Annotated in this window: 22 protein-coding genes and 1 tRNA gene; 11 read left to right on the forward strand and 12 right to left on the reverse strand. The window is 71.9% G+C overall.

Annotated elements, in window-relative coordinates; all coding sequences use genetic code 11:
• Positions 1–28: 28 nt before the first annotated feature.
• The 3 genes from SLV14N_RS23830 to SLV14N_RS23840 all read left to right on the forward strand — a co-directional run bounded on the left by SLV14N_RS23830 (position 29) and on the right by SLV14N_RS23840 (position 1666).
• Positions 29–508, forward strand: coding sequence for a GNAT family N-acetyltransferase (locus tag SLV14N_RS23830; RefSeq protein ID WP_208683437.1), 480 nt, complete (start codon positions 29–31; stop codon positions 506–508).
• A 200-nt stretch (positions 509–708) separates the two neighbouring features.
• A complete protein-coding gene (locus SLV14N_RS23835) occupies positions 709–1278 on the forward strand; it encodes a MepB family protein (protein ID WP_263270978.1) in 570 nt (189 codons plus the stop codon).
• 130 nt (positions 1279–1408) lie between these two features.
• Positions 1409–1666 carry a hypothetical protein gene (locus SLV14N_RS23840; RefSeq protein WP_263270979.1) on the forward strand — a complete coding sequence of 86 codons (258 nt, stop codon included), beginning with the start codon at positions 1409–1411 and terminating at the stop codon, positions 1664–1666.
• A 40-nt stretch (positions 1667–1706) separates the two neighbouring features.
• Here the strand turns inward: SLV14N_RS23840 and mscL are convergent, their stop codons facing one another.
• From mscL to SLV14N_RS23865, 5 genes are all read right to left on the reverse strand, one after another.
• Positions 1707–2213 carry a large conductance mechanosensitive channel protein MscL gene (mscL, locus tag SLV14N_RS23845; RefSeq protein ID WP_208683441.1) on the reverse strand — a complete coding sequence of 169 codons (507 nt, stop codon included), beginning with the start codon at positions 2211–2213 and terminating at the stop codon, positions 1707–1709.
• Between the two features lie 727 nt (positions 2214–2940).
• Positions 2941–3774 (reverse strand): S-methyl-5'-thioadenosine phosphorylase, encoded by an 834-nt coding sequence (locus tag SLV14N_RS23850; protein ID WP_208683443.1) that lies wholly within the window; start codon positions 3772–3774, stop codon positions 2941–2943.
• A gap of 133 nt (positions 3775–3907) precedes the next feature.
• On the reverse strand, positions 3908–4243 hold the full coding sequence (locus SLV14N_RS23855) for an FmdB family zinc ribbon protein (RefSeq protein WP_208683445.1): 336 nt from the start codon (positions 4241–4243) through the stop codon (positions 3908–3910).
• Positions 4244–4355: 112 nt separating this feature from the next.
• Complete coding sequence (locus SLV14N_RS23860; RefSeq protein ID WP_263270980.1) at positions 4356–5657, reverse strand: MFS transporter; 1302 nt, start codon at positions 5655–5657, stop codon at positions 4356–4358.
• Positions 5658–5974: 317 nt separating this feature from the next.
• The gene (locus tag SLV14N_RS23865; RefSeq protein ID WP_263273248.1) at positions 5975–7495 is read right to left on the reverse strand and encodes a potassium/proton antiporter; all 1521 of its coding nucleotides are present in this window, start codon (positions 7493–7495) and stop codon (positions 5975–5977) included.
• A 182-nt stretch (positions 7496–7677) separates the two neighbouring features.
• On the opposite strand from SLV14N_RS23865, the gene SLV14N_RS23870 reads away from it, so the two are divergent.
• On the forward strand, positions 7678–10401 hold the full coding sequence (locus SLV14N_RS23870) for a penicillin acylase family protein (RefSeq protein ID WP_263270981.1): 2724 nt from the start codon (positions 7678–7680) through the stop codon (positions 10399–10401).
• A gap of 120 nt (positions 10402–10521) precedes the next feature.
• On the opposite strand, the gene SLV14N_RS23875 is transcribed toward SLV14N_RS23870, so the two are convergent.
• Entirely contained in the window at positions 10522–11097 is a 576-nt protein-coding gene (locus SLV14N_RS23875) for a 5-formyltetrahydrofolate cyclo-ligase (protein ID WP_259670780.1), read from the reverse strand.
• A 144-nt stretch (positions 11098–11241) separates the two neighbouring features.
• Between SLV14N_RS23875 and galU the strand changes: the two genes are divergently transcribed.
• From galU to SLV14N_RS23910, 7 genes are all read left to right on the forward strand, one after another.
• Positions 11242–12144 carry a UTP--glucose-1-phosphate uridylyltransferase GalU gene (galU, locus tag SLV14N_RS23880; RefSeq protein ID WP_208683451.1) on the forward strand — a complete coding sequence of 301 codons (903 nt, stop codon included), beginning with the start codon at positions 11242–11244 and terminating at the stop codon, positions 12142–12144.
• A gap of 4 nt (positions 12145–12148) precedes the next feature.
• A complete protein-coding gene (glp, locus tag SLV14N_RS23885; RefSeq protein ID WP_208683452.1) occupies positions 12149–13465 on the forward strand; it encodes a gephyrin-like molybdotransferase Glp in 1317 nt (438 codons plus the stop codon).
• Positions 13466–13525: 60 nt separating this feature from the next.
• Positions 13526–14008 (forward strand): cyclic pyranopterin monophosphate synthase MoaC, encoded by a 483-nt coding sequence (gene moaC / locus SLV14N_RS23890; protein ID WP_262041249.1) that lies wholly within the window; start codon positions 13526–13528, stop codon positions 14006–14008.
• Positions 14005–14508 carry a molybdenum cofactor biosynthesis protein B gene (locus SLV14N_RS23895; RefSeq protein WP_263270982.1) on the forward strand — a complete coding sequence of 168 codons (504 nt, stop codon included), beginning with the start codon at positions 14005–14007 and terminating at the stop codon, positions 14506–14508. The genes moaC and SLV14N_RS23895 overlap by 4 nt, the downstream gene beginning before the upstream one ends.
• Positions 14509–14522: 14 nt before the next feature.
• The gene (locus SLV14N_RS23900) at positions 14523–15137 is read left to right on the forward strand and encodes a GNAT family N-acetyltransferase (protein WP_263270984.1); all 615 of its coding nucleotides are present in this window, start codon (positions 14523–14525) and stop codon (positions 15135–15137) included.
• Between the two features lie 151 nt (positions 15138–15288).
• Positions 15289–16335, forward strand: coding sequence for a hypothetical protein (locus SLV14N_RS23905; protein ID WP_263270985.1), 1047 nt, complete (start codon positions 15289–15291; stop codon positions 16333–16335).
• A gap of 75 nt (positions 16336–16410) precedes the next feature.
• A tRNA-Ala gene (locus SLV14N_RS23910) sits at positions 16411–16483 on the forward strand.
• Positions 16484–16734: 251 nt separating this feature from the next.
• Here SLV14N_RS23910 and SLV14N_RS23915 read toward each other — a convergent pair.
• The 6 genes from SLV14N_RS23915 to SLV14N_RS23940 all read right to left on the reverse strand — a co-directional run bounded on the left by SLV14N_RS23915 (position 16735) and on the right by SLV14N_RS23940 (position 22967).
• Positions 16735–17337 carry a M23 family metallopeptidase gene (locus tag SLV14N_RS23915; protein ID WP_263270986.1) on the reverse strand — a complete coding sequence of 201 codons (603 nt, stop codon included), beginning with the start codon at positions 17335–17337 and terminating at the stop codon, positions 16735–16737.
• A gap of 299 nt (positions 17338–17636) precedes the next feature.
• Complete coding sequence (locus SLV14N_RS23920; protein WP_263270987.1) at positions 17637–18914, reverse strand: glycosyltransferase; 1278 nt, start codon at positions 18912–18914, stop codon at positions 17637–17639.
• A gap of 449 nt (positions 18915–19363) precedes the next feature.
• Positions 19364–20149, reverse strand: coding sequence for a MerR family transcriptional regulator (locus SLV14N_RS23925; RefSeq protein ID WP_208683461.1), 786 nt, complete (start codon positions 20147–20149; stop codon positions 19364–19366).
• A 280-nt stretch (positions 20150–20429) separates the two neighbouring features.
• Positions 20430–20825, reverse strand: a complete 396-nt coding sequence (locus SLV14N_RS23930; RefSeq protein WP_208683463.1) for a GntR family transcriptional regulator — start codon at positions 20823–20825, stop codon at positions 20430–20432.
• A 169-nt stretch (positions 20826–20994) separates the two neighbouring features.
• Complete coding sequence (locus tag SLV14N_RS23935; RefSeq protein WP_263270988.1) at positions 20995–22041, reverse strand: ABC transporter permease; 1047 nt, start codon at positions 22039–22041, stop codon at positions 20995–20997.
• Positions 22038–22967 (reverse strand): ABC transporter ATP-binding protein, encoded by a 930-nt coding sequence (locus SLV14N_RS23940; protein ID WP_263270989.1) that lies wholly within the window; start codon positions 22965–22967, stop codon positions 22038–22040. The genes SLV14N_RS23935 and SLV14N_RS23940 overlap by 4 nt, the downstream gene beginning before the upstream one ends.
• Positions 22968–23060 lie beyond the last annotated feature (93 nt).

Genomic DNA, 23060 nt, shown 5'->3' on the forward strand with positions numbered 1-23060 from the left:
CTCGGCACCCGGCCGGTACCTTCCCGCTATGACGTCAATGCTGCGCCTGGAGAAGGTCACACCGGACAACGTCGAGGTCGCATGCCGACTGAAGGTGCGACCCGACCAGGAGCGGCTGGTGGCGCCGGTGGTGCGGTCACTGGCCGAGGCGTATGCGCAACCCGAGGTCGCCTGGCCTCGGTTGATCTTCGACGGTGAGCAACTCGTGGGCTTCGTCATGGGGTTCTTCCTGGTTCGTTTCGACCCGGACAACCCGGAGGACAGGCTGCGCTCCGGGATCTGGCGACTCAACATCGCCGCCGGACACCAGGGCCGTGGGTACGGCCGGTTCGCTGTGGAGTCCGTGTGCGCGGAGGTCCGACGGCGCGGGCAGCGTCGTGTGACGGTGAGCTGGGTTCCGGGTGAGCACGGGCCCGAGCGCTTCTACCTTGGGCTCGGGTTCCGCCCGACCGGGGAGATGAGCGGCGACCAGGTCGTCGGCGAGCTGGCCCTGACCGCCGGCGCCTGAGAACGACGCGCCGCCCGCCGCATCCGACCGGGCGGCCTTGGCCGTGCGCCCCCGCCCGCCGCATCCGACCGCGGGCACGCTTGGCCGCGCACCTCCGCCCGCCGCATCCGACCGGGCGGCCTTGGCCGCGCACCCCCGCCCGCCCTGGCCGTCGATATCCCGCCGAAATGTCCGACGGTCGGCAATGACACGATGGAGGAATGGAGACAAAGCCCGAAGAATCCTCGGAGTGCCGGCCCGCAGTTTCCGAGAGCTGGGTGGATGGGGATTCCCTGCATGCTGAGCTCCTCGCGGCGAAGACGTTGGTTTACGACCCCTGTGGGTTCACCTGCTCCTGGCCGGTGCGCGAAGCGGAGAGCGCTGAGTACGCGGCACATGAATTCACTCTCGACGGCTCCTCCGTCAGGTTTCGGGTTGCCAAGACCACCCCGACGAAGGTCGGCCAGTTCGTCACGGTGTGGAAGCGGAGCACCGGCGGGCCGATCCAGCCGTTCGACTCCGGGGATCCGGTGGATCTCTTCGTCATCAGCACCCGCGAGGGCCACCGCTTCGGGCACTTCATCTTTTCGCGCGAGGTGCTCTGCGAACGGGGCATCGTTTCCAGGAACGGCTCCGGCGGAAAGCGGGCTTTCCGTATCTACCCGCCGTGGGTGGAGACCACCAATCGGCAGGCCCGCACCGCACAGGCGTGGCAGGTGGAGCACTTCCTGGAGATCCCTGAGGACGGGCCTCTCGACCTGGCCCGCGCCCAGGCGCTCCACCACCCGTGACCGACGGACCCCGTTCCGGCCCCCGCCCCCGGCAGGGGCGGTGTGGGCCTCGCTCATGCCGAGCCGTCCCGAGAGGGTGCTGTGGGCCGCCGGTCGGTGGGCGGTCCCGGCCCGCCCGTACTCTGGAGGGGTGAGCACCACCCCCGAACCCGAAGCTGAGCCGACCGCCGAGCAGCGGGACGCCTCCGATGCCGAGCAGGCCCCCGCGTCCTCGCCCGCTGAGCGGCCGGCGGCGGCCAGGCCCGCGGCGAAGCTGATCTTCGATGACCCGCTGAACCAGCAGTCCTCGGACGACACCGACCGTGGCTGGGGCGACCGCCCGGCCGGTGGAGACAGCGCCGCCGACCTCGCCCGCTTCCTCGACGAAAAGCCGCCCCACCACCTCTGAGCGAGGCGAGGGGGCGGCATCTGCCGGCCGTGGGCGCCTGCTACTCGTGGGTCTTCTGCGTGCCGATGGTGCCCGAGGCGGGGGAGGGCACGGACGGTGAGCCGGTGCGCTGGGCGAGCAGCGCATCGCGGATCTCGGTGAGCAGCTCGATCTCGGTGGGGTCCGCAGGGCCCGCCTCGGCCGTCTGCCGGGCCGCCTGGCGTTCCTTCCACTTGTTGATCGGAAGGATCATGAGGAAGTAGACGACCGCGGCGGTGATCAGGAACGTCAGGGCGGCGCTGAGCACCGAGCCCCAGAGGATGTAGATCCCGTCGGTGAAGGCGCCCGTCTTTGGATCCTTGGCGCAGGTGGCGGTCAGACAGGACTGGTAGTGATCGAGGTTCTGCGAACCGAGCGCGCCCACGATGGGGTTGATGATGCCCTTCACCACCGCGTTCACGATGTTGGTGAAGGCCGCACCTACGACGACCGCGACCGCGAGTTCGATGACGTTGCCGCGCATCAGGAATTCCCTGAATCCCTGAAGGACGCCCTTGCTCTCGCTCACCTGACAGCCTCTTTCCATGCTCACTACGAACGGTGCACCAACAATCAGCACCGCAACTTACGGCAGGGCAGGGCCGGGGTGTCCAGTCGTGTGACACGAAGCGTCGAGCGGCCGGTGCGGCTGCGCGGAACCGGGGGTTCCGGCGGAGTGGCCCCAGTGTGCGGACGCCGTGGACGGATACCGCGGTACCGGTGCGGTGGGCGCGCCCCCATTGGCGCGCGGCGGGTGCCCCGCCATTCGCAGCAGTCTCGCGTGGGGTGGGAGCAGATGCCACTTGATCTTGGAGCATGGTCACCGCCCTCCCGGTGCCGTTGCCGACGGGCAGCCGGGGGCGGGAGTGTCTCGTACGGCACCGTACGACGCCCCGCCGGCCAGTGCTGCGGCGGTCATCGCCAGGCCCGCGGCCAGTAAGCGCTGTCGCGCGGTCCGTCCCCACCGGTGCCGCCCGCCGTCGGCCCGTACCGGCGTGAAGTGCGGCACTTCACACGGCGGGGGAGCGGGGAGTGGCGGGGAGAGAGGGTCGGGGCCGGTAGGGCCGGTAGGGGCAGGGGGCGCGGGAGAGGTGCGGAGCATGGTGGTACCGCCTGTGGGGTGGTGAGGTCGGGTGAACCGCGGATCACCACCGTGCCGCACGACCCCGCCCGCCCGCTCCGGGCTGTGGACGACCCCGCCTCTGTGGACAACCCGGCCACCCGGGAGAGGGAGGGCCGAGCGCGTCGTCGGGGGGTTACGGCAGCTCGATGCCCAGGTCCCAGCCGGCGTGGACGCCGGTGCACAGGCAGTCGCGGGCGGCGTTGTCGGGGAGTCCGGCGACCGCGTCGAAGAGGACCTCGCGCAGCCGGCCGACGTTCTCGGCGAAGACCCGGAAGACCTCCTCGTGGGAGACGCCCTCACCGGTCTCGGTGCCCGCGTCCAGGTCGGTGACCAGGGTCAACGAGGTGTAGCAGAGGCTCAGTTCGCGAGCCAGGACGGCCTCGGGGTGGCCGGTCATGCCGACCACCGACCAGCCCTGTGCGGCATGCCAGCGCGATTCGGCGCGGGTCGAGAAGCGCGGGCCCTCGACGACGACGAGGGTGCCGCCGTCGACCGGCTCCCAGTCCCGGCCGCGGGCCGCCGAAAGGGCGGCCCGGCGCCCGGTGGGGCAGTACGGGTCGGCGAAGGCCAGATGGACGACGTTGGGGACGCTCCCGTCGGGGAGGGGCTCGCCGTCGAAGTAGGTCTGGGCGCGGGCCTTGGTGCGGTCGACGAGCTGGTCGGGGACCAGGAGGGTGCCGGGACCGTATTCGGGGCGCAGTCCGCCGACCGCGCACGGGCCGAGGACCTGGCGTACACCGAGCGAGCGCAGTGCCCACAGGTTGGCGCGGTAGTTGATGCGGTGCGGCGGGAGATGGTGGCCGCGGCCGTGCCGGGGCAGGAACGCGACCTGGCGGCCGGCGACCTCTCCCACGAACAGCGAGTCGCTCGGGCGCCCGTACGGGGTGTCCACTGTGATCTCGGTCACGTCGTCGAGGAAGGAGTAGAACCCCGATCCGCCGATAACGCCAATCTCCGCGTCAGCCATGCCGGTCACACTATCGGGGCGCGGCGGTGGGGGAAGGCGGTTGGCGGAGACGGAAGGCGGCCGTAAGACCCGAAGGAGGCCCTGACGCCGCGGACCCCGCCGTCGGTGACGGCGGGGTCCGGAGAAGTGCGGGTCAGGCGGCGGAGCTGGTGCCCGAGGTGCTGCCGGCGGACGAGGAGGCGGCCGGGGTGGAGGACTTGCTGTCGGAGCTGCCGGACGAGGAGCCCGCCGAGTCCGAGGAGGACGTCGTGCCCGACGAGGAGCTCTTCGCGGGGCTGCTGCTGGACGACGAGCCGCGGCTGTCGTTGCGGTAGAAGCCGGAGCCCTTGAAGACGATGCCGACCGCGGAGAACACCTTCTTGAGGCGTCCGTTGCAGGCGGGGCACTCCGTGAGCGCGTCGTCGGTGAACTTCTGCACCGCCTCGAGGCCCTCGCCGCACTCGGTGCACTGGTACTGGTAGGTCGGCACTAGTCTTCCTCCTGGCACTCTCACTCGATGAGTGCTAACGACGCTCCATATTGCAGTATTCCCGCCCGCCAGTCCACCGTGACCGGCGGACGGTGACCGACTCCACGCTCGGTCAGGCGCGCGCCAGCTCCCGTTCCCGGTCGTCGGAAACGGCCGGGACCCGGTCGTCGGCGCCGTGCGCCGGGGCGTCGGCGGCCCCGGCCGAGGGGCGCGGCAGCAGGTGGGCGCGGAGCGTCAGCAGCACCGTCAGGGCCAGCGCCGTACCGGCCAGCGGCACCAGGAATCCGGTGCTCGGCCCGAAGCCGTCCGCCAGCTGGCCGGCGGAGGTGGCCGCGGCCGCCTGGCCCAGCGCGACCGCACCGGTCAGCCAGGTGAACGCCTCGGTACGGGCGGCGGCCGGCACCAGCGACTCCACCAGCGTGTAGCCGGTGATCAGGGCCGGGGCGATGCACAGGCCGACGACCAGGCCGACGGCGCCCAGCAGCGGCACCGCGGTGACCGCCCACAGCGGGGTGGTGGCCAGCGCCAGCAGCCCGTAGGCGACGAGCAGCCGGCGCCGCGGGCCGACCTTCCAGGCGAGGGCGCCGCAGGCGATACCGGCGAGCATGTTGCCGCCCGCGAAGATCCCGTAGAGCACGCCGTTGATGCCGGGCTGCCCGATGTGCTGGGTGAACGCCGTCAGCGAGACCTGCATACCGCCGAAGACGGCGCCGATGCCGAGGAACGCCACGATCAGGACGCGTACGCCGGGCACCGACAGCGCCGAGACGCGCGGCCGGTCGCCGGCCTGCGTCCGGTGCACGGCCGGCTGGCTGCGCCGCTGCGCGGCGAACAGCAGCCCACCGGCCAGCGTCAGCGCGGCCTCGGCGACCAGCCCGGCCGCCGGGTGGATGCCGGTGCACAGCGCGGTCGCCAGCACCGGGCCGACCACGAAGGTGAACTCGTCGGTCACCGACTCGAAGGCGGCGGCCGTCGGCATCAGCGGACTGCCGCCGAGCCGGGCGGCCCAGCGGGCCCGCACCATCGGGCCGACCTGCGGCGTCGAGGCGCCCGTGGGGACCGCCACAGCGAACAGCGCCCACAGGGGGGCGTGCGCGAGGGCCAGGGTGATCAGCGCAGCGACACCGGCGACATGTACCAGGACGCCGGGGATCAGCACCGCGCGCTGGCCGAAGCGGTCGGCGAGTTTGCCGCTCTGCGGGGCGAACAGGGCCATCGAGACACCGGTCGCGGCGGACACCGCGCCCGCGGTGCCGTACGAGCCGGTGGTGGATTCGACGAGCAGCACGATGCCGATCGTCAGCATGGCGAAAGGCTGCCGGGCCAGAAAGCCGGGCAGCAGGAATGTCCAAGCACCAGGGGTGCGGAGCAGTGGTCCGTATCCGGAACGGGAGTCCTTGACCGCGGATGCCACGGCCGGGCCTTTCTGCCGCCTGGTAGCGCCACCCGCGAGGTCGTCACGGGTACGCGCCGAGAGCTGTCCTCTCGCGCAGGACCGAGTGATACCGCGTGGTCCGCACCGGGGAAGGTGGCTCTGCGTGGGGCAGGGGACCGCGGCCGCCGAGCGGTCGCGCCAGCTCTGCATCAGGCAGAGTTGGTTCGTCGATGTGCCTCTTCATACTACAGGCCGCGGCGCGTGAAGCCCTGGGATTGGTCAGGGCTTCACGCGGAATTCCTTGGGATCCGTGGAGAGATGCAGCACATTTCCGTGCCCGGGGGTGCGGTGGGACGTCAGTGGTGGCGGTGGCCGCGCCCCGCGGCAGGGCCACCGGTGCCCAGCCAGCCGGCCAGCTTGCCGCCCCGGGAGACCGCCTGCAGCCGCTTCTCCGCCGCGTCGCGCACCGGGTCGGTGGCGACCACCAGCAGCTCGTCGCCGCGCCGCAGCACCGTGGAGGGCGAGGGCACGAAGCTGGAGCCGTCCCGTACGACGAGGGTGACCGCGGCGCCCGCGGGCATCCGCAGCTCGCCGACCTCGACACCGTGCATACGGGACGTCGGGCCGACGGACATGGACAGCAGATGGCCGCGCAGCCGCTCCAGGGGCGCCGACTCGATGCCCAGGTCGGCGGCCTCCTCGTCCTCGCCCAGCCGCAGCCGCTTGGCCAGCCAGGGCAGCGTCGGCCCCTGGACGAGGGTGTAGACCACGACCAGGACGAAGACGATGTTGAAGACCCGTTCGCTGCCGGGCACATCGCCCACCATCGGGATGGTCGCCAGCACAATCGGTACCGCGCCGCGCAGCCCGGCCCACGACAGCAGGGTCTTCTCCCGCCACGGCACCCGGAACGGCAGCAGCGCCACGAACACGGACGTCGGCCGGGCCACCAGCGTCAGGATCATGCCGATCACCAGCGCCGGGACGATGTCGTCGATCAGGCGGTGCGGGGTCACCAGCAGGCCCAGCAGGACGAACATGCCGATCTGGCCGAGCCAGCCGAGGCCCTCGGCGAAGCCGCGGGTGGCCGGCGCGTGCGGCAGTTTGGCGTTCCCCAGGATGACCGCGGCCAGGTAGACGGCGAGGAAGCCGGAGCCGTGCGCCAGGGCGCCGGCCGCGTAGGCGGAGACCGCGATGGCCATGACGGCGATCGGGTACAGACCGGACGCGGGCAGCGCCACATGCCGCATGCCGTACGCGCCGAGCCAGCCGATGGCCAGTCCGATGGCGGCGCCGATCGCCAGCTCCAGCGTGATCTCGCCGAGCAGGGTGTACCAGTGCTCGACCGGTCCCGACGTGGAGAACGCGACGACGAGGATGACCACCGGGGCGTCGTTGAAGCCGGATTCGGCTTCCAGTACGCCGGTCAGGCGAGCCGGCAGCGGCACACTGCGCAGCACGGAGAAGACGGCCGCGGCGTCCGTGGAGGACACCACGGCACCGATCAGCAGCGCCTGGCGCCAGTCGAGTCCGGCCAGATAGTGCGCTCCGGCCGCGGTGACCCCCACGCTCACCGCGACGCCGACCGTCGAGAGCGCTGCCGCCCGGGGCAGCGCCGGTTTGATCTCTTTCCACTTGGTGCCCAGGCCGCCCTCGGCGAGGATCACGACCAGCGCGGCATAGCCGAGGAGTTGGGTCAGCTCGGCGTTGTCGAAGATGACGCCGCCCGGCCCGTCCTGTCCTATCGCGACGCCTATCCCCAGGTAGATGAGCAGGCTGGGGAGCCCGCTGCGCGAGGAAAGCCGTACCGCGGCGACCGCAATGAGCAGTACGAGCGAGCAGATCAGCAGGAGTTCGTTGAGATGGTCGACAGTCAGGAGCTGATCCTTCCTCGCACGGGTTCCGGGGCGGGCTTTCCTTACCGTATCTAGTTACTGAGACTAACAATTTACCATTACTTGAAGGTTGGATGTGCCGGTGGTGACTCCGCGTAGGGGTCGCCGAACCCGTGCGCCTATGGTTGCTCCAGCACTCCCACCCTGCCCCTCGAAGGACAGAGATGCCCGCCAACAAGTCCGGCCCAGTCCCCAGGAAAAAGAAGGGGCGGCGCGGCCGTCTCGTCGCGATCACGGTCGTGCTGCTGCTCGTGGCGGGCATCGGCTTCGGCGCGTTCTGGGGTGTCAGTACCGTCCGTGCGTCGTTCCCGCAGACCACGGGCTCGCTCAAACTCCCGGGTCTGACCAACCCGGTGGACGTCACCCGCGACGCCCACGGCATTCCGCAGATCTACGCCGACACCGACGAAGACCTCTTCCGCGCCCAGGGATACGTCCAGGCCCAGGACCGCTTCTGGGAGATGGACGTACGGCGGCACATGACCGCCGGCCGGCTCTCGGAGATGTTCGGCAAGAGCGAGGTCAAGACCGACTCGTTCCTGCGCACTCTGGGCTGGCGCGAGGTGGCGCAGAAGGAGTACGACACCAAGCTGTCGCCCAGCACCAAGAAGTACCTCCAGTCCTACTCCGCGGGAGTCAACGCCTACCTCAAGGACCACGAGGGCTCGGCGCTGTCCCTGGAGTACGCGGCGCTGGACTTCGAGAACGACTACAAGCCCGAGAAGTGGACGCCGGTCGACTCGGTGGCCTGGCTCAAGGCGATGGCCTGGGACCTGCGCGGCAACATGCAGGAGGAGATCGACCGCTCCCTGATGACCAGCCGCTTCACCCCCGCGCAGATCGCCCAGCTCTACCCGGCATACCCGTACAAGCGGAACAAGCCGATCGTCGAGGGCGGTGCGGTCGACCCCGCCTCCAAGGAGTTCAAGCCCAGCGGTTCGGCGAACGCCGCCCCGGCCGGCCCCGGCGGGGCCACCGCGGCAGTGCAGTCGCAGCTGTCCTCGCTGTCCAAGACGCTGGACAAGGTCCCCGCGCTGCTCGGCCCCAACGGCAACGGCATCGGCTCCAACTCCTGGGTCGTCTCCGGCGCCCACACCACCACCGGCAAGCCGCTGCTCGCCAACGACCCGCACCTGGCACCGCAGATGCCCTCGCTCTGGTACCAGATGGGCCTGCACTGCCGCACCACGAGCCCCAAGTGCAACTACGACGCCTCCGGGTTCACCTTCTCCGGGATGCCCGGCGTCGTCATCGGCCACAACCAGGACATCTCCTGGGGCATGACCAACCTCGGCGCGGACGTCACCGACCTGTACCTGGAGAAGGTCAACGCCGACGGGTACTTCTACGACAACAAGCAGCGGCCCTTCATAACCCGCAAGGAGACCATCAAGGTCGCCGGCGGCGACAGCCACGAGATCACCGTCCGGTCCACCAGGAACGGGCCGCTCGTCTCCGACCGCGACAACGAACTGGCCGATGTCGGCAAGGACGCCCCGGTCGGCAACGCCGCCCCGGACCGCGGTGACGGCTACGCCGTATCGCTGCGCTGGACCGCGCTGGACCCCGGCAAGTCCATGGACGCCGTCTTCGAACTCAACCGCGCCAAGGACTGGAACGGCTTCCGCAAGGCCGCCGCGCACTTCGAGGTCCCGTCCCAGAACCTGATCTACGCCGACACCAAGGGCAACATCGGCTACCAGGCCCCGGGCCGGATCCCGGTCCGCGGCAAGGGCGACGGCCAGTTCGACGGCACCTACCCGGCGCCCGGCTGGAACCCGAAGTACCAGTGGACCGGCTACATCCCGCAGAAGGCCCTGCCGTACGAGTACAACCCCAAGCGCGGCTACATCGTCACCGCCAACCAGGCCGTCGCCGACGAGAAGTACCCCTACCTCCTCACCAAGGACTGGGGCTACGGCTCCCGCAGCCAGCGGATCAACGACCTGATCGAGTCGAAGATCAAGGACGGCAGCAAGGTCTCCACCGACGACATGCAGACCTTCCAGAAGGACAACAGCAGCGAGATCGCACGGCTGCTGACGCCCTACCTGACGAAGATCGACATCAAGGACAAGTACGTCCGCGACGCCCAGCAGCTGCTGGAGGGCTGGGACTTCACCCAGGAGCCCGACTCCGCCGCGGCCGCCTACTTCAACGCCGTCTGGCGCAACACCCTCAAGCTCGCCTTCGGCAACAAGATGCCCAAGGAAGTCCGCCCCGACGGGCAGTGCCTCACCGTCCGCCCGGCGGACGAGACCGGCCCCGCCGACGAGAACGACAAGTACATCCGCGAATGCGGCGAGCGGGCCGGTGACTCCGCCCAGCCCGACGGCGGCGACCGCTGGTACGAGGTCGTCCGCACCATCCTCGACGACCAGGACAACGACTGGTGGAAGACCGAGGACCGGCCCAACCGCCCCGGTGACAAGAACCGCGACCAGCTTCTGGCACACGCCATGAAGGACGCGCGCTTCGAGCTCACCTCCAAGCTGGGCAAGAACATCGACAACTGGAGCTGGGGACGGCTGCACCAGATGTTCCTGAAGAACCAGACCCTGGGCACCGACGGGCCCGGCATGCTCCAGGGCCTGTTCAACCGCGGCCCCTGGAACGTCGGCGGCGGCGAGGCCGCGGTCGACGCCACCGGCTGGAACGCCGCCGGCGGCTACAAGGTCACCTGGGTCCCGTCGATGCGGATGGTCGTCAACCTCGCCGACCTCGACAAGTCCCGCTGGATCAACCTCACCGGCGCCTCCGGGCACGCCTACGACGCGCACTACTACGACCAGACCGACAAGTGGGCCAAGGGCGACCTGCTGCCCTGGGCGTACAGCGAGCAGGCCGTCAAGAAGGCGGGCAAGGACACCCTGACGCTGTCGCCGTAGGGGCGGGCGGCGCGCACGCCGCCGCCTGGTGACTGCTGAGCCGTCGGGCGGGCCGGAGGAATCCGGTCCGCCCGACGGCTTTCCGGCTCCGCCCGGCCGCCCGCCCGTCCACGGCCCGCCTCAGTCCTGCGGACGTTCCCCCGGCTCCGTGAACCGGTGCACCCCCGACGGGGTCACCGCGGCATGCACATGCCGGTCGTGTGCCTCGCCCGGCACCTCCGCCAGCACCTCCGCGTCGTACAGCAGCACCACCAGCGACGCCCGCGCACCGGCCCGCTCCAGCCGCGACAGCACCCGGTCGTAGGAGCCGCCGCCGCGCCCCAGCCGCAGCCCGCTGCGGTCCACCGCGAGCCCCGGCAGCAGCACCACGTCCGCCTCCGTGACGGCCTCCGGGCCCAGCCGCTGCCCGTCCGGCTCCAGCAGCCCGCGGCCCGCCCGTACGAGCCCCTCCGCGCCCTCGTAGAGCGCCCAGTCCAGATCGTTGTCCGCCAGCAGTACGGGCAGCAGCACCTGCACCCCGGCCGCCCGCAGCAGGTCGAGCAGGGCCCGGGTGGAGGGCTCGCCGCCCATCGAGACATAGGCCGCGACGGTGGGCAGCGCCTCGGGCCGCGGCGCGACCGGCCACACCAACTCGTCCAGCTCCAGGGCACGTCGGGCCAGCGCCTCGCCCGTCGCCGCGACGACATCCGGCGGCAACGCTCTCCTCACCTCCAGGAGATCCCGCCGCAACCTGCGCTTTCTATCGTGCTCAATGCTCACTGTGCGCCCTTGCTCCCGCTCTCATGCTCTATTCACCGGTCCCTCATCATCGTTCCGATAGGGCCGGTTATGGTGTCGCGCATGACCGCATCGCACACACGGATCAGCAAGGCTGTCATCCCCGCAGCCGGCCTCGGCACCAGGTTTCTCCCCGCCACCAAGGCCACACCCAAGGAGATGCTCCCGGTAGTCGACAAGCCCGCCATCCAGTACGTGGTGGAGGAGGCGGCCGCCGCCGGGCTCTCCGACGTCCTGATGGTGACCGGCCGCAACAAGCGCCCCCTCGAGGACCACTTCGACCGTAACTACGAACTCGAAGAGGCGCTGCACCGCAAGGGCGACGAGTCCCGGCTCGCCAAGGTGCAGGAGTCCAGCGACCTGGCGACCATGCACTACGTACGCCAGGGCGACCCCAAGGGCCTGGGCCACGCGGTGCTGTGTGCCGCACCCCACGTGGGCGACCAGCCCTTCGCGGTCCTCCTCGGCGACGACCTGATCGACCCCCGCGACCCGCTGCTGCAGCGCATGGTCGAGATACAGGAGCAGTACGGCGGCTCCGTCATCGCCCTCATGGAGGTCGACCCGGCGCAGATCCACCTCTACGGCTGCGCGGCGGCCGCCCCGACCGGCGACGACGACGTCGTGGCCGTCACCGACCTGGTCGAGAAGCCCGACCCGGCCGACGCCCCCAGCAACCTCGCCATCATCGGCCGCTACGTCCTCGACCCGGCCGTCTTCGAGGTGCTGCGCAAGACCGCCCCGGGCCGCGGCGGCGAGATCCAGCTCACCGACGCCCTCCAGGCGCTGGCCGCCGACCCCGCCCTCGGCGGCCCGGTGCACGGCGTGGTCTTCAAGGGCCGCCGCTATGACACCGGCGACCGCGGCGACTATCTGCGTGCCATTGTCCGACTGGCATGCGAACGTGAGGACCTGGGCCCGGACTTCCGGACCTGGCTTCGCAGTTACGTCACCGAGGAGATGTAAGACGTTGAACGGCACCACCGACCAGACCCGCCACCAGGACCGCGTCTGGTCGGTGGCCGAGCATCTCGACGACGTCCTGTCGAAGATCGGCCCGCTGGACCCGATCGAGCTGCAACTCCTCGACGCCCAGGGCTGCGTCCTGGTCGAGGACATCACGGTCCCCGTCGCCCTGCCGCCCTTCGACAACAGCTCCATGGACGGCTACGCGGTCCGGGCCGCCGATGTCGCGGACGCCACGGAGAGCGCCCCGGTCGCTCTCACCGTCATCGGCGATGTCGCGGCGGGCAGCGGCGAGCTGCCCGGGATCGGGCCCGGCCAGGCCGTCCGCATCATGACCGGTGCCCCGGTGCCGCCCGGCGCCGACGCCGTCGTCCCCGTCGAGTGGACCGACGGCGGCACGGGCCAGGGACCGGCCGCCACGATGCGCGCCCACAGCGCCGCCCCGCAGGACGCCGGCGGCGAGGTCCGCGTCCACCGCCCGGCCGCCGCCGGCGCCCATATCCGCGCCCGCGGCAGCGATGTCACCGAAGGCGAGCCGGCCCTGCGGGCGGGCACGGTCCTCGGCCCCTCCCAGATCGGCCTGCTCGCCGCCATCGGCCGCGGCACGGTCCGGGTCCACCCCCGCCCCCGCGTCGTGGTGCTGTCGACCGGCAGCGAACTGGTCCAGCCCGGCGAGGCGTTGGGGCCCGGCCAGATCCACGACTCCAACAGCTTCCAGCTCACCGCCGCCGCCCGCGACGCCGGAGCCATCGCCTACCGCGTCGGCGCCGTCGCCGACGACGCCGAGACCCTCCGCTCCACCCTGGAGGACCAGCTCATCCGGGCCGACATCCTCGTCACCAGCGGCGGCGTCAGCGTCGGCGCGTACGACGTCGTCAAGGAAACCCTGGCCGCGCTGTCCGCCGAGGAGGGCACGGTCGAGTTCCGCAGGCTCGCCATGCAGCCCGGCAAGCCCCAGGGCTTCGGCCTCATCGGCCCCGACCGCATCCCGCTCCTCGCCCTGCCCGGCAACCCCGTCAGCTCATATGTCTCCTTCGAGCTGTTCGTCCGCCCGGCCATCCGCGCCCTCATGGGGCTGCCCGAGGTCCACCGCCCCACCACTCCCGCCCGGTGCACCGAGGCCGTGGCCTCCTCGCCCAAGGGGAAGCGCCAGTTCCTGCGCGGCTCCTACGACGCCGAGGCCGGCACGGTCACCCCCGTGGGCGGCGCCGGCTCCCACCTGATCAAAGCCATGGCGCACGCCAACGCGCTGATCATCGTCCCCGAGGACACCACCGAGGTCCCCGCGGGCGCGGAGGTGGACGTCGTCCTGCTCGGATAGCCCGCTGCCGCCGGGGGTACGGTGTCGTCCCACAGGCGGCAGTTTGGTACCGGGAGAACGATGAGCAGCGGCCAGCAACACCTCACCCATCTCGACGCGGCGGGCGCGGCGCGGATGGTCGACGTCTCCGAGAAGGACGTCACCGCCCGCACCGCTCGCGCCCGCGGCCGCGTCCTGGTGTCATCGCAGGTCATCGAGCTGCTGCGGGGCGAGGGCATGCCCAAGGGCGATGCCCTGGCCACCGCCCGGATCGCCGGCATCATGGGCGCCAAGCGCACCCCCGAGCTGATCCCGCTCTGCCACCCGCTGGCCGTCTCCGGCGTGACGGTGGACCTCTCCCTCACCGACGACGCCGTCGAGATCACGGCCACGGTCAAAACCACCGACCGCACCGGCGTCGAGATGGAGGCGCTCACCGCCGTGTCCGTCGCGGCCCTCACCGTCGTCGACATGGTCAAGGCCGTCGACAAGGCCGCGGTGATCTCCGACATCCGTGTGGAGGAGAAGACCGGCGGAAAGTCCGGCGACTGGAGCCGGTCATGACACCCGCCCGCGCCCTGGTCGTCACCGCCTCCCACCGCGCCGCGGCCGGCGTTTACGCCGACAAGGGCGGCCCGCTGCTCGCCGAGGGCCTGGCGGCCATGGGCTTCGAGGTCGACGGCCCGCAGGTGGTGCCCGACGGCGAGCCGGTGGAGGCCGCCCTCCGCGGCGCCGTCTCCTCCGCCCGCTACGCGGTCATCCTCACCACCGGCGGTACGGGCCTCTCGCCCACCGACCGCACCCCCGAGGCCACCCGCCGGGTCCTGGACTACGAGGTCCCCGGCATCCCCGAGGCGATCCGCGCCGCCGGCCGGACGAAGGTCCCCACCGCCGCGCTCTCCCGCGGCCTGGCGGGCGTCGCGGGTACGACCCTGATCGTCAACCTCCCCGGCTCCACCGGCGGTGTCCGCGACGGCCTCGCCGTCCTCGCAGACCTGCTGCCGCACGCCGTCGACCAGATCCGGGGCGGCGACCACCCCAGACCTTCCGGGAGCCCGAGCTGAACGCGCCCTGGCCGGTGATCCTGACGGACGGTGATGTCACCCTCCGCCCGATAAGGGTGCGCGACCAACGGGCCTGGCGCGACGTCAACCGCCGTAACCGCGACTGGCTGCGGCCCTGGGAAGCGACCATCCCGCCGCCCCCGCCCGGCCTCGCCCCGCCGCACCGTCCCACGTACCGTCAGATGGTCCGCCATCTCCGCGCCGAGGCGCACGCCGGCCGGATGCTGCCGTTCGTCGTCGAATACCGTGGCCGGCTCGTCGGCCAGCTGACGGTCGCGGGCATCACCTGGGGCTCCATGTGCTCCGGCCATGTCGGTTACTGGGTCGACCAGGAAGTCGCCGGCCGCGGTGTCATTCCGACGGCCGTGGCGCTCGCCGTCGACCACTGCTTCCGGTCCGTGGGCCTGCACCGCATCGAGATCTGCATTCGCCCGGAGAACACCCCCAGCCGCCGGGTGGTCGAAAAGCTCGGTTTCCGCGAAGAAGGCATCCGCCCGCGCTACCTTCACATCGACGGCGCCTGGCGCGACCACGCCGTTTACGCCCTCACCGCGGAAGAGGTGCCCGAAGGCCTGATCAACCGCTGGCGGCGAGGGAGACCCCGCACACCGGGCGCACCCCACAAATAAAATAAATGTTCGAATCCATTCCTTGATTGACCGGATTGGCTGAGGTGCTGATCTCTACGATCACAAAAAAGTTCGAGATATCAGCCAGATCGTGCGACACACCGGCTCAATTGGCGGATGGCCCCCTGCAAACCCCTCTACCGTGTGAGTTGTGAGAAGCAGCGGCCTCATCTACGCAGTCATCGTCGGGGCCTGGGCCGCCTATCTGGTGCCGATGTGGCTCCGTAGGCAGGACGAGCTCAACGAGGCCCGTCCGACCGAGCGCTTCAGCACCGCCATCCGGCTGCTGTCCGGACGCGCGGCCATGCAGCGCCGCTACGACAAGCGGCACGGGGAGTACCCCGCCGACGATGCGGGCGACGAAGCGGACCCGGACGCTCCGGCCGACGAGGCCGCCGCCCGGGACTTTGGCGATCCCGCTCCGGCGGACCCAGCCGAGGCCGTCCACACCCGGGTGCAGGCCACCCCTCCGCGCCCCTCCGCCGCCGAGCGGACCAAGCGCGCCAAGGTTCTCGCCCGCCGCCGGCGCACCATCACCATCCTGTTCCTCACCTTCACCGTCGGCGCCATCGTCGCCGCGGTCGGCGGTATCCCCTTCCTCTGGGCCCCCGCGCTCCCCGCCCTCCTCCTGACCGCGTACATCATTTACCTGCGCGCCCAGGAGCGGCGGCGCTTCACCTTCACCATGGACCGGCGCAAGGCGGAGGCGGCGGCCCAGCGACTGCGGGAGGGCAGGCGCCGCCCTCAGCAGGCGGCCGACCAGCCGCCCGCCGACGAGCACCCGGCCGACGCCCGCGCTGACGCCCCGGCCGAGGCCGCCCCGGAACCGCCCCGCCCCGCGACCCCCGCCCACACCGCGGGCCGCCGCGCCCTGGTCGAGGAGACCGACCACGCCGAGTGGGTCGACCAGCAGCGCGAGCGCGAGCGTCCGAGCCCCGCCGCCGGCAGCTGGGAGCCGGTCCCGGTCCCCCTGCCCACCTACGTCACCGCCCCGGTCGCCCCGCGCGCCACCAGCCATGTCGACCTGGACGCCGACGACGCCTGGAGCTCCGCCCGCTCCAGTGCCGCCCCCGACCACGCCCAGCCCGACATGCCCTCTCAGGACCGCCCCACCCACGCCGGCCGCCGCGCCCGCGGCCGCACCCCGCTCTTCGACCAGTACGAGGACGAGGACCGCCCGCGCGCGGCGAACGAGTGACAGCCCTCCGCTGACCAGCACCGGAAGCGATTTCCGAGCACCGCGACCGAGATGCTAGAGTTTCACTCGTCGCAAGGGCCTGTGGCGCAGCTGGTAGCGCACCTCGTTCGCAACGAGGGGGTCAGGGGTTCGAATCCCCTCAGGTCCACAGCACAGTACGTCAAAGCCCCCTCCGGGATGATCCGGTGGGGGCTTTTTCGTGTCGTGCGGCAGTGAAGTACGCCACCGGTCTGGGCGTCGGCGTACCTGCCACGGGGGCCTCCCCGGCAAGCTCATACCCGCCTCTGCGTACGGCAGGAACGCACGGCAGCCGCGGCGACCGGCGGAAGCCCGGGGCTGAGGGGGGCTCAGGGGTGGTGAGGCGTGGGCTTGTCGGCCGGTGGGCTGGGGGGTGTCTCCCTAGTGGTGGTGCCTGTGGTGGCGGTGGTGGTGCTTGTGGCGATGGCGGTGGCGTGGTGCGGCAGAGGTGTGGGGGGTGAGGCGGATGCCGTGTTTGGCCAGGTAGGTGAGGGGGTTGATGTCCGTGCCGTAGCGGCGGCTGGTGCGTACCTCGAAGTGGAGGTGGGGGCCGGTGGCGCGGCCGGTGGCGCCGCTGTAGCCGAGGCGGGTGCGGGCGCGGACCTTCTGGCCGGGGCGGACCGTGATACGGGAGAGGTGGCCGAAGAGGGTGTAGCGGCCGTCGTTCATCCGGATCGTCACGGCCTTCCCGTAGGCGCCCGACCGTTTGGCGAGGACCACGGTGCCGGAGCCCACGGACCTGACCTTGGTCCCGGGGCGGACGGCGAGGTCGATGCCCGTGTGGTGACCGGCCTGCCAGGAGCCGCGGACGCCGTAGGGGGAGCTGATGCGGTGGCGGGCCTTAGTGGGGTGGCTCCAGGTGCCGGCCGAGGCGGCGACGGCCACCTCGGACGCCGCCAGGGTGAGGACGCAGCCCATGGCCGTCGGGGCTATGGCGAGCAGCAGCATTCTGCGCAGCGGGGTGCTTTTGCGGAACGTGGTCATAGTTGCGAGCCCACGCCCTGTGGCCGGTGGTCGCATCCCGGGGCGGGGCACCGGGCCGCCGAACGGGTGGCGGACCGCCCGCCGGACGGGCCCCGGCGGTCCGGACGGGTCCCGGTGGTCCGGGCGGGTCCCGGTGGTCCGGGCGGGTCCCGGTGGTCCGGGCGGGTCCCGGTGGTCCGGCGGCCGGTGGGGTGACGAGCCGGGGCTCGCCGGCCGCCCGGTGTTTGCGACACCGGTGGCGGTGGCGGTGGCGGTGACGGGGCAGGGGCACGAGGTCGGGGCACGGTGGCGGGGCGGGCTCAGGCAGCCAGGCGCTCGACTGCCTTGAGGACCTTGCCGGCGCCGTCCTCGGTGGCGAGACGGTGGGCGGCGGCGGTGGCGTGGTCGCGGCGGGCCGGGGCGGCGGTGGCCTGGCTGATGGCGTGGGCCAGGCGGGCGACGGCGTGGTCCGTGGACAGGTCCTTGAAGGGGATCGGGGCGGTGGCGACGCCCAGGGCGGCCAGGCGGGCGGCCCAGAAGGGCTGGTCGGCGGTGACCGGGACCGGGACGGTGGGGACTCCGGCGCGCACCCCCGCGGCGGCGGTGCCGGCGCCGCAGTGGTGTACCACCGCGGACATCCGGGGGAAGAGGAGCGCGTGCGGGACCTCGCCGATGGTGAGGAGGTCGGCGTCCGCGGAGGTGTGCCGGGTGGTCAGACCGGCCCAGCCGGACTGGAGGACGCCGCGGACCTTGGCGCGGCGCAGGGCGGCTGCCGCGAGAGCACTCAGGCGTTCGCCCTCGCCGCCCGCCATGCTGCCGAAGCCGATGAAGACCGGGGGCGGGCCCGCGGCCAGGAAGTCCTCGACGACGGGCGGGAGTCGGTCGTCCGGCGCATGCCAGGGCCACCAGTTCCCCACGACGTCGAGGCCGGTGCGCCAGTCGGTGGGGCGGGGTACCAGGACCTCGCTGAAGCCGTACAGGACCGGCCGGCCGGCGGCCTCGGCGCGGCGGCGGACCGTACGGGGCGTGGCGGGCGGCAGCCCGAGGCGGGCGCGCATCTCGCGGGCCGCGTCGGCGTAGAGGCGGTCGACGACGCGGAGGGAGAGCCGGCCGGCGGCGCGGTTGCCCCAGCGGCCCAGTGAGCGGCCGCCGCTGACGACCGGGGCGAAGTCGCCGGTGGGGGCGGCGGGCACGAGGGGCAGCTCCAGGGACGGGATGCCCCTCGCCTCGGCGAGGTGGTGGCCGAGCGGTGCGGTGGTGGCGGAGAGCAGGAGCAGGCCGGTGTCCTCGCGGGCGGCGTCGGCGATACCGCCGCCCAGTTCCTTGATGAAGGCGGTGGCCTGGCGCATGAGGGCGCGGGTGCCGCCAGGCGCCGGGGGCCGGTCCGGCCCGGCGGCTTCCGCGGGGTCGGCGCGACGGGTGCGAGGGTCGGCCGGCAGCTGGCGGAACTCCAGGCCGGCGGCCCGTACGAGCGGGGCGTAGCTGTCGTGGGTGGCGAGGGCGACCTCATGGCCGGCGGCGCGGAGCCGGGCGCCCACGCCGGTGTACGGGGCGATGTCGCCGTGGGACCCGGCGGCCGTGATCAGGATGTGCGTCATGGGCGGTCGGCCTCAGCCTTCTTCGGGTCTGGGGAGGGTGGTGTGTTCTGCGTGGTGTGTGCTGCGGGCTGCGGGCTGTGTTCTGCGGCGGGCATGGCCGGCATGCGGGCATGGCGAAGCGGCAGACGCGGCGAACGCAGGGGAGATGGGGCGGATGCGGTGGAGAGGCGGAGGCGACGGAGGCGACGGAGGTGGCGGAGGTGGCGGAGAGGGAGGGCCGCGGTCGTTCCGTGTGTGAGGTGGGCCGGGCGGGTGAGGCGGTGGGAGATACGGGCGCCGGGTCCGGGTATTTGGCCGTCAGGCGGGGCGACCGGGGGCCGCCGGGAAGCGCGTGCGGCACTCAGCCCTCGCGCCGCACTCATCCCTCGTACGGCGCTCAGCTCATGTACGGCGCTGACTCCCTTGTACGGCGCTCAGCCCCCGTGCGGCGCTCAGCTCCCGTACGGCCCTCAGCCCCCGTGCGGCGGCGACTGGCGTACCGCGTTGGCGTGTACGGCGGTGCGGAGGTACGGGGCGAGGCCGGGGCGTTGTTCGGTGGGGGGTACGACCAGGGCGAAGGCGCGGGGATCGGCGGCGAAGTCGTCGGCGATCCGGCCGTGCATATCGGTGGGGCACGGGGTGAACCAGCGGGCGATGTGCTGCCGGTGCTCCTCCGCGAGGTCCATGGCGGGTGTGCCGTCCGCCGGCTCGCCGGCGTCGAAGGCGGCGAGGAGCCGCAGACGCCAGTCGGCGGCCTCGGCCATGATCTTCGCCCAGTCCTCCTTGGAGTGCGCGGCGGCCCGCGCCATCGAGCGCTGATGGCCCTCGTGGTGCTGCCACTTGAGATGGGCCTGGGTGGCGTAGGTGAGGTCGAAGGCCACCTCGCCGAAGACCTCGAACCGCTCCTCAGGGGTCAGCTCCACACCGGTCTGCTGGACCTCCATGGCGTGTTCGGCGACCTCGACCAGCCGGTGCAGCTTGGTGATCTGGTCGTTGAGGAGGCGGTGCCGGGCACGGAGATGGTCCAGGGCGTTGGCCTGCGGGTCCTCCAGGATGGTGGCGATCTCGTCGAGGGGGAAGCCGAGTTCCCGGTAGAAGAGGATCTGCTGCAGCCGGGCGAGGTCGGTGTCGCTGTAGAGGCGGTAGCCGGCGGGGCTGCGGTCACTGGGGGAGAGCAGGCCGGCCTTGTCGTAGTGGTGCAGGGTCCGCACCGTGATCCCCGCGAAGCCGGAGACCTGCCCCACCGAGTAACTCATCGCAGCGCCTTTCGTCCCGTGGTGTCCGGCCGGCCCGCCGTCTTCCGGTGGTGAGGCCACCGGTGGCCGGGGCCGTGCCGTTCCTTCAGCGTGCGGCCTGACGTTGCGTGAGGGTCAAGCGGGGAGGAGAGGGGAGGGGAGGGGAGGGGAGGGGCGGGAGCGCAGGGGGGCGCCGCCGCTCCGCCCGGGGCGCCCGCCGGGATCGACCGTCCGGATCAGCAGATCGGCTCGACCGTCCGGATCAGCCCTCCGGCTCGACCGTCGGGATCAGCCCTCCGGCTCAGCCGTTCGGATACCGGTCCTGCAGTACGGAGTTCATCAGGGCCTGGACGTCCTCACGGTCCAGTCCCTCCGCGCGGGCCCGGTCCATCCAGGAGCGGAGTTCCTCGCGGAGCAGGGTGTCCGCGGCGGACTGGGGACGGGCGAGCGTCCTGCTGACGAAGGTGCCGAGGCCGGGGCGCGGTTCGACCAGGCCCTCGCGCTCCAGTTCGCGGTAGGCCTTGAGGGTCGTATTGGGGTTGACCTTGGTCGTGGCGGCCACCTGCGCGGCGGTCGGCAGCCGGTCGCCCTCCACGAGGACCCCCAACCGCAGTGCCTGCTGGACCTGTTGGACGATCTGGAGGTAGGTGGCGACACCGCTGCGACGGTCGATCCGGAATTCGACGACGCTCACCACCTCTCTGCTTCTTTCGCCCGTGCCGTCCTGTGGGGCGCCGGGGCCGGGCTGTCCGACCGCTTGATGATCAGGCCGGCCGTGCCGGGTGTCAAAGCGCCGCCCGGCACGTGCCCCGTACGGAATTCTCCCGCGGCCGGCCGCCCGTATCGGCCGTCGCGCGGCTGGCCGTTCAGAGCGGCCGCCGGTGCGCCCGCCAGACGACGAACGCCAGCACCACGACGGTCAGCGCCAGCAGAATTCCCGCGCCCCGCCACTGCATCCCGGCCATCTGCCCGTAGTCGAAGTACTGGGTCACCCGGTTGACGATGCCCAGCTTGGCCCGGCAGGCCTCGGTGTCGTCGTTGATGCAGGTGCCGAAGCCGTAGAGCGTGCCGTCCGCGGTGGACACCCAGTCGTCCACCCGTACGGCGTCGACCGGCAGACGGGGGCCGTCCTCGGAGGCATACGGGTAGGTGACGCTGCGCAGGGCGCCGAGGCGGGGGCGTACCTGCTCGGCCCAGACCACGCCGGTGACCACGGTGAAGACGGCAGTGGCCGCCATGGCCGGCACCACCCGCTTGATCAGCATGCCGAGGGCGATCCCGCAGGCGGTCAGGAACAGGGTCCTGGCGACGGGGACGGGGCCGGTGCTGTCGAAGGGGCCGCCCGCCAGCCAGTCGCTGCCCATGGCCAGGCTGTGCGCCGGCGTCCACAGCCAGGTGAAGGCGGCCGACAGCAGGGTGGTGCACAGCACCGCGACGGCCAGCGGCAGGGCGAGGGTGGCGGCGATCCAGCGGCCGCGGCTCACCGACTGGGTGGTGACCAGCTTGATGGTGCCGTGCTCCTGCTCGCCGGCGATGAGCGGTGCGCCGACGAAGATGCCGATGAGGACGGGCAGGTATTCCAGCAGCTGGCTGCCGCTGAGGAACACGTTGCCGTAGGCGTTCTGGAAGTCGTTGGCCAGCCGCCCCTCGGTGTCGGGGGTGGTTCCCCGGGCGTGCAGGAAGTCCATCACGCCGATGCGCTGGTAGGCGAAGGTTGCGCATCCTACGACGGTGACCAGCAGGGCGAGGCGCAGGAAGGTGCGGTGCCGGCGGCAGACCAGCCAGGGCAGGCCGTGCAGCAGGCCGCGGCGGCCGGTGGCCGTACCGGCGAGGCCGCTCGCGCCGTCCGCTCCGTCCGCGCCGTCCGCGGCGCCCGTGGCACCGGCGAGGCCGGACGTGTTGGTGCTGCTCATGCCGCGGCCCCTCGCGGTCCGTCGACGCGGGACTCGTCCGCGATCAGCGTGGGGGCGTCGGGTGAGCGCAGATAGGCCAGCAGGACCTCCTCCATGCTCGGAGACAGCACCTCCCAGCTGTCGGAGAGCGGGCCGCCGGCCCGGATCAGGGCGCTGAACTGCCGCCCGGTGACCCGGGATTCGACCACGGTGTGCTGCCGCCGCAGCCCCTCGGGCACCCCGTCGTCCCCCTCGGCGACGCCCGTCACCAGCAGGTGCGCGGGAATCAGGTCCTCGGTCTGGCCGGCCATCCGCAGCCGGCCCTCGGCGAGGACGAGGAGGTAGTCGCACATGACCTCCATCTCGGAGAGCATGTGGGACGACATCAGGACGGTCGTGCCGTGTTCGGCGGCCTCGGCCATCAGCAGCCCCGACATCTCGTGCCGGGCGAGCGGGTCGAGGTCGGACATCGGCTCGTCGAGCAGCAGCAGCTCGGGCCGCTTGCCGAAGGCGAGGGCGAAGGCGACGCGGGTGCGCTGGCCGCCAGAGAGGGTGCCGATGCGGGCGCTGAGCGGCACCTTGCCGGAGCGGACGATCCGCTCGGCCAGCTCCTGGTCCCAGCGCGGGTTGAGCTCACGGCCCAGCCGCAGCGTCTCGGCCACCGTGAAGCGGGGGTAGAGGGGCTTGTCCTGGGCGAGGAAGGAGACCCGGGCCAGGACGGCCGGGTCGGAGACCGGGACGCCGAACAGCTTCAGCGTGCCGGTGGTCGGCTGCACCAGCCGGGTCGCGGTGCCCAGGAACGTGCTCTTGCCGGCGCCGTTGGGGCCGACGAGGGCGCAGATGTGGCCCGCGGGGAGCCGGAAGGAGCAGTCCCGCAGCGCCCAGCCGCGACGGTACTTCTTCCCCAGTCCTTCGGCCTCGATGGCCCATGGGCTCGGGTCGCTCACCCGGATCCCCCCTTTAGCTAGTTGATTAGTGGAATGAGTATGGGGAGCGGCGCGGACACCTGTCAATAAATCTCCGGGCCGGGGGAGGGCGGG

This window comes from Streptomyces sp. Je 1-4 4N24, assembly GCF_026239515.1.
GTDB classification, from domain to species: Bacteria; Actinomycetota; Actinomycetes; order Streptomycetales; family Streptomycetaceae; genus Streptomyces; species Streptomyces nigrescens.

Bases quoted from the DNA above. Each gene is read 5' to 3' on its own strand.
- moaC (WP_262041249.1), top strand. From the start codon at position 13,526: ATGAGCAGCGGCCAGCAACACCTCACCCATCTCGACGCGGCGGGCGCG.
- SLV14N_RS23850 (WP_208683443.1), bottom strand. From the start codon at position 3,774: ATGGCTGACGCGGAGATTGGCGTTATCGGCGGATCGGGGTTCTACTCC.
- SLV14N_RS23920 (WP_263270987.1), bottom strand. From the start codon at position 18,914: ATGACGCACATCCTGATCACGGCCGCCGGGTCCCACGGCGACATCGCC.
- galU (WP_208683451.1), top strand. From the start codon at position 11,242: ATGACCGCATCGCACACACGGATCAGCAAGGCTGTCATCCCCGCAGCC.
- SLV14N_RS23870 (WP_263270981.1), top strand. From the start codon at position 7,678: ATGCCCGCCAACAAGTCCGGCCCAGTCCCCAGGAAAAAGAAGGGGCGG.
- SLV14N_RS23935 (WP_263270988.1), bottom strand. From the start codon at position 22,041: ATGAGCAGCACCAACACGTCCGGCCTCGCCGGTGCCACGGGCGCCGCG.
- SLV14N_RS23835 (WP_263270978.1), top strand. From the start codon at position 709: ATGGAGACAAAGCCCGAAGAATCCTCGGAGTGCCGGCCCGCAGTTTCC.
- SLV14N_RS23915 (WP_263270986.1), bottom strand. From the start codon at position 17,337: ATGACCACGTTCCGCAAAAGCACCCCGCTGCGCAGAATGCTGCTGCTC.
- SLV14N_RS23925 (WP_208683461.1), bottom strand. From the start codon at position 20,149: ATGAGTTACTCGGTGGGGCAGGTCTCCGGCTTCGCGGGGATCACGGTG.
- SLV14N_RS23895 (WP_263270982.1), top strand. From the start codon at position 14,005: ATGACACCCGCCCGCGCCCTGGTCGTCACCGCCTCCCACCGCGCCGCG.
- SLV14N_RS23830 (WP_208683437.1), top strand. From the start codon at position 29: ATGACGTCAATGCTGCGCCTGGAGAAGGTCACACCGGACAACGTCGAG.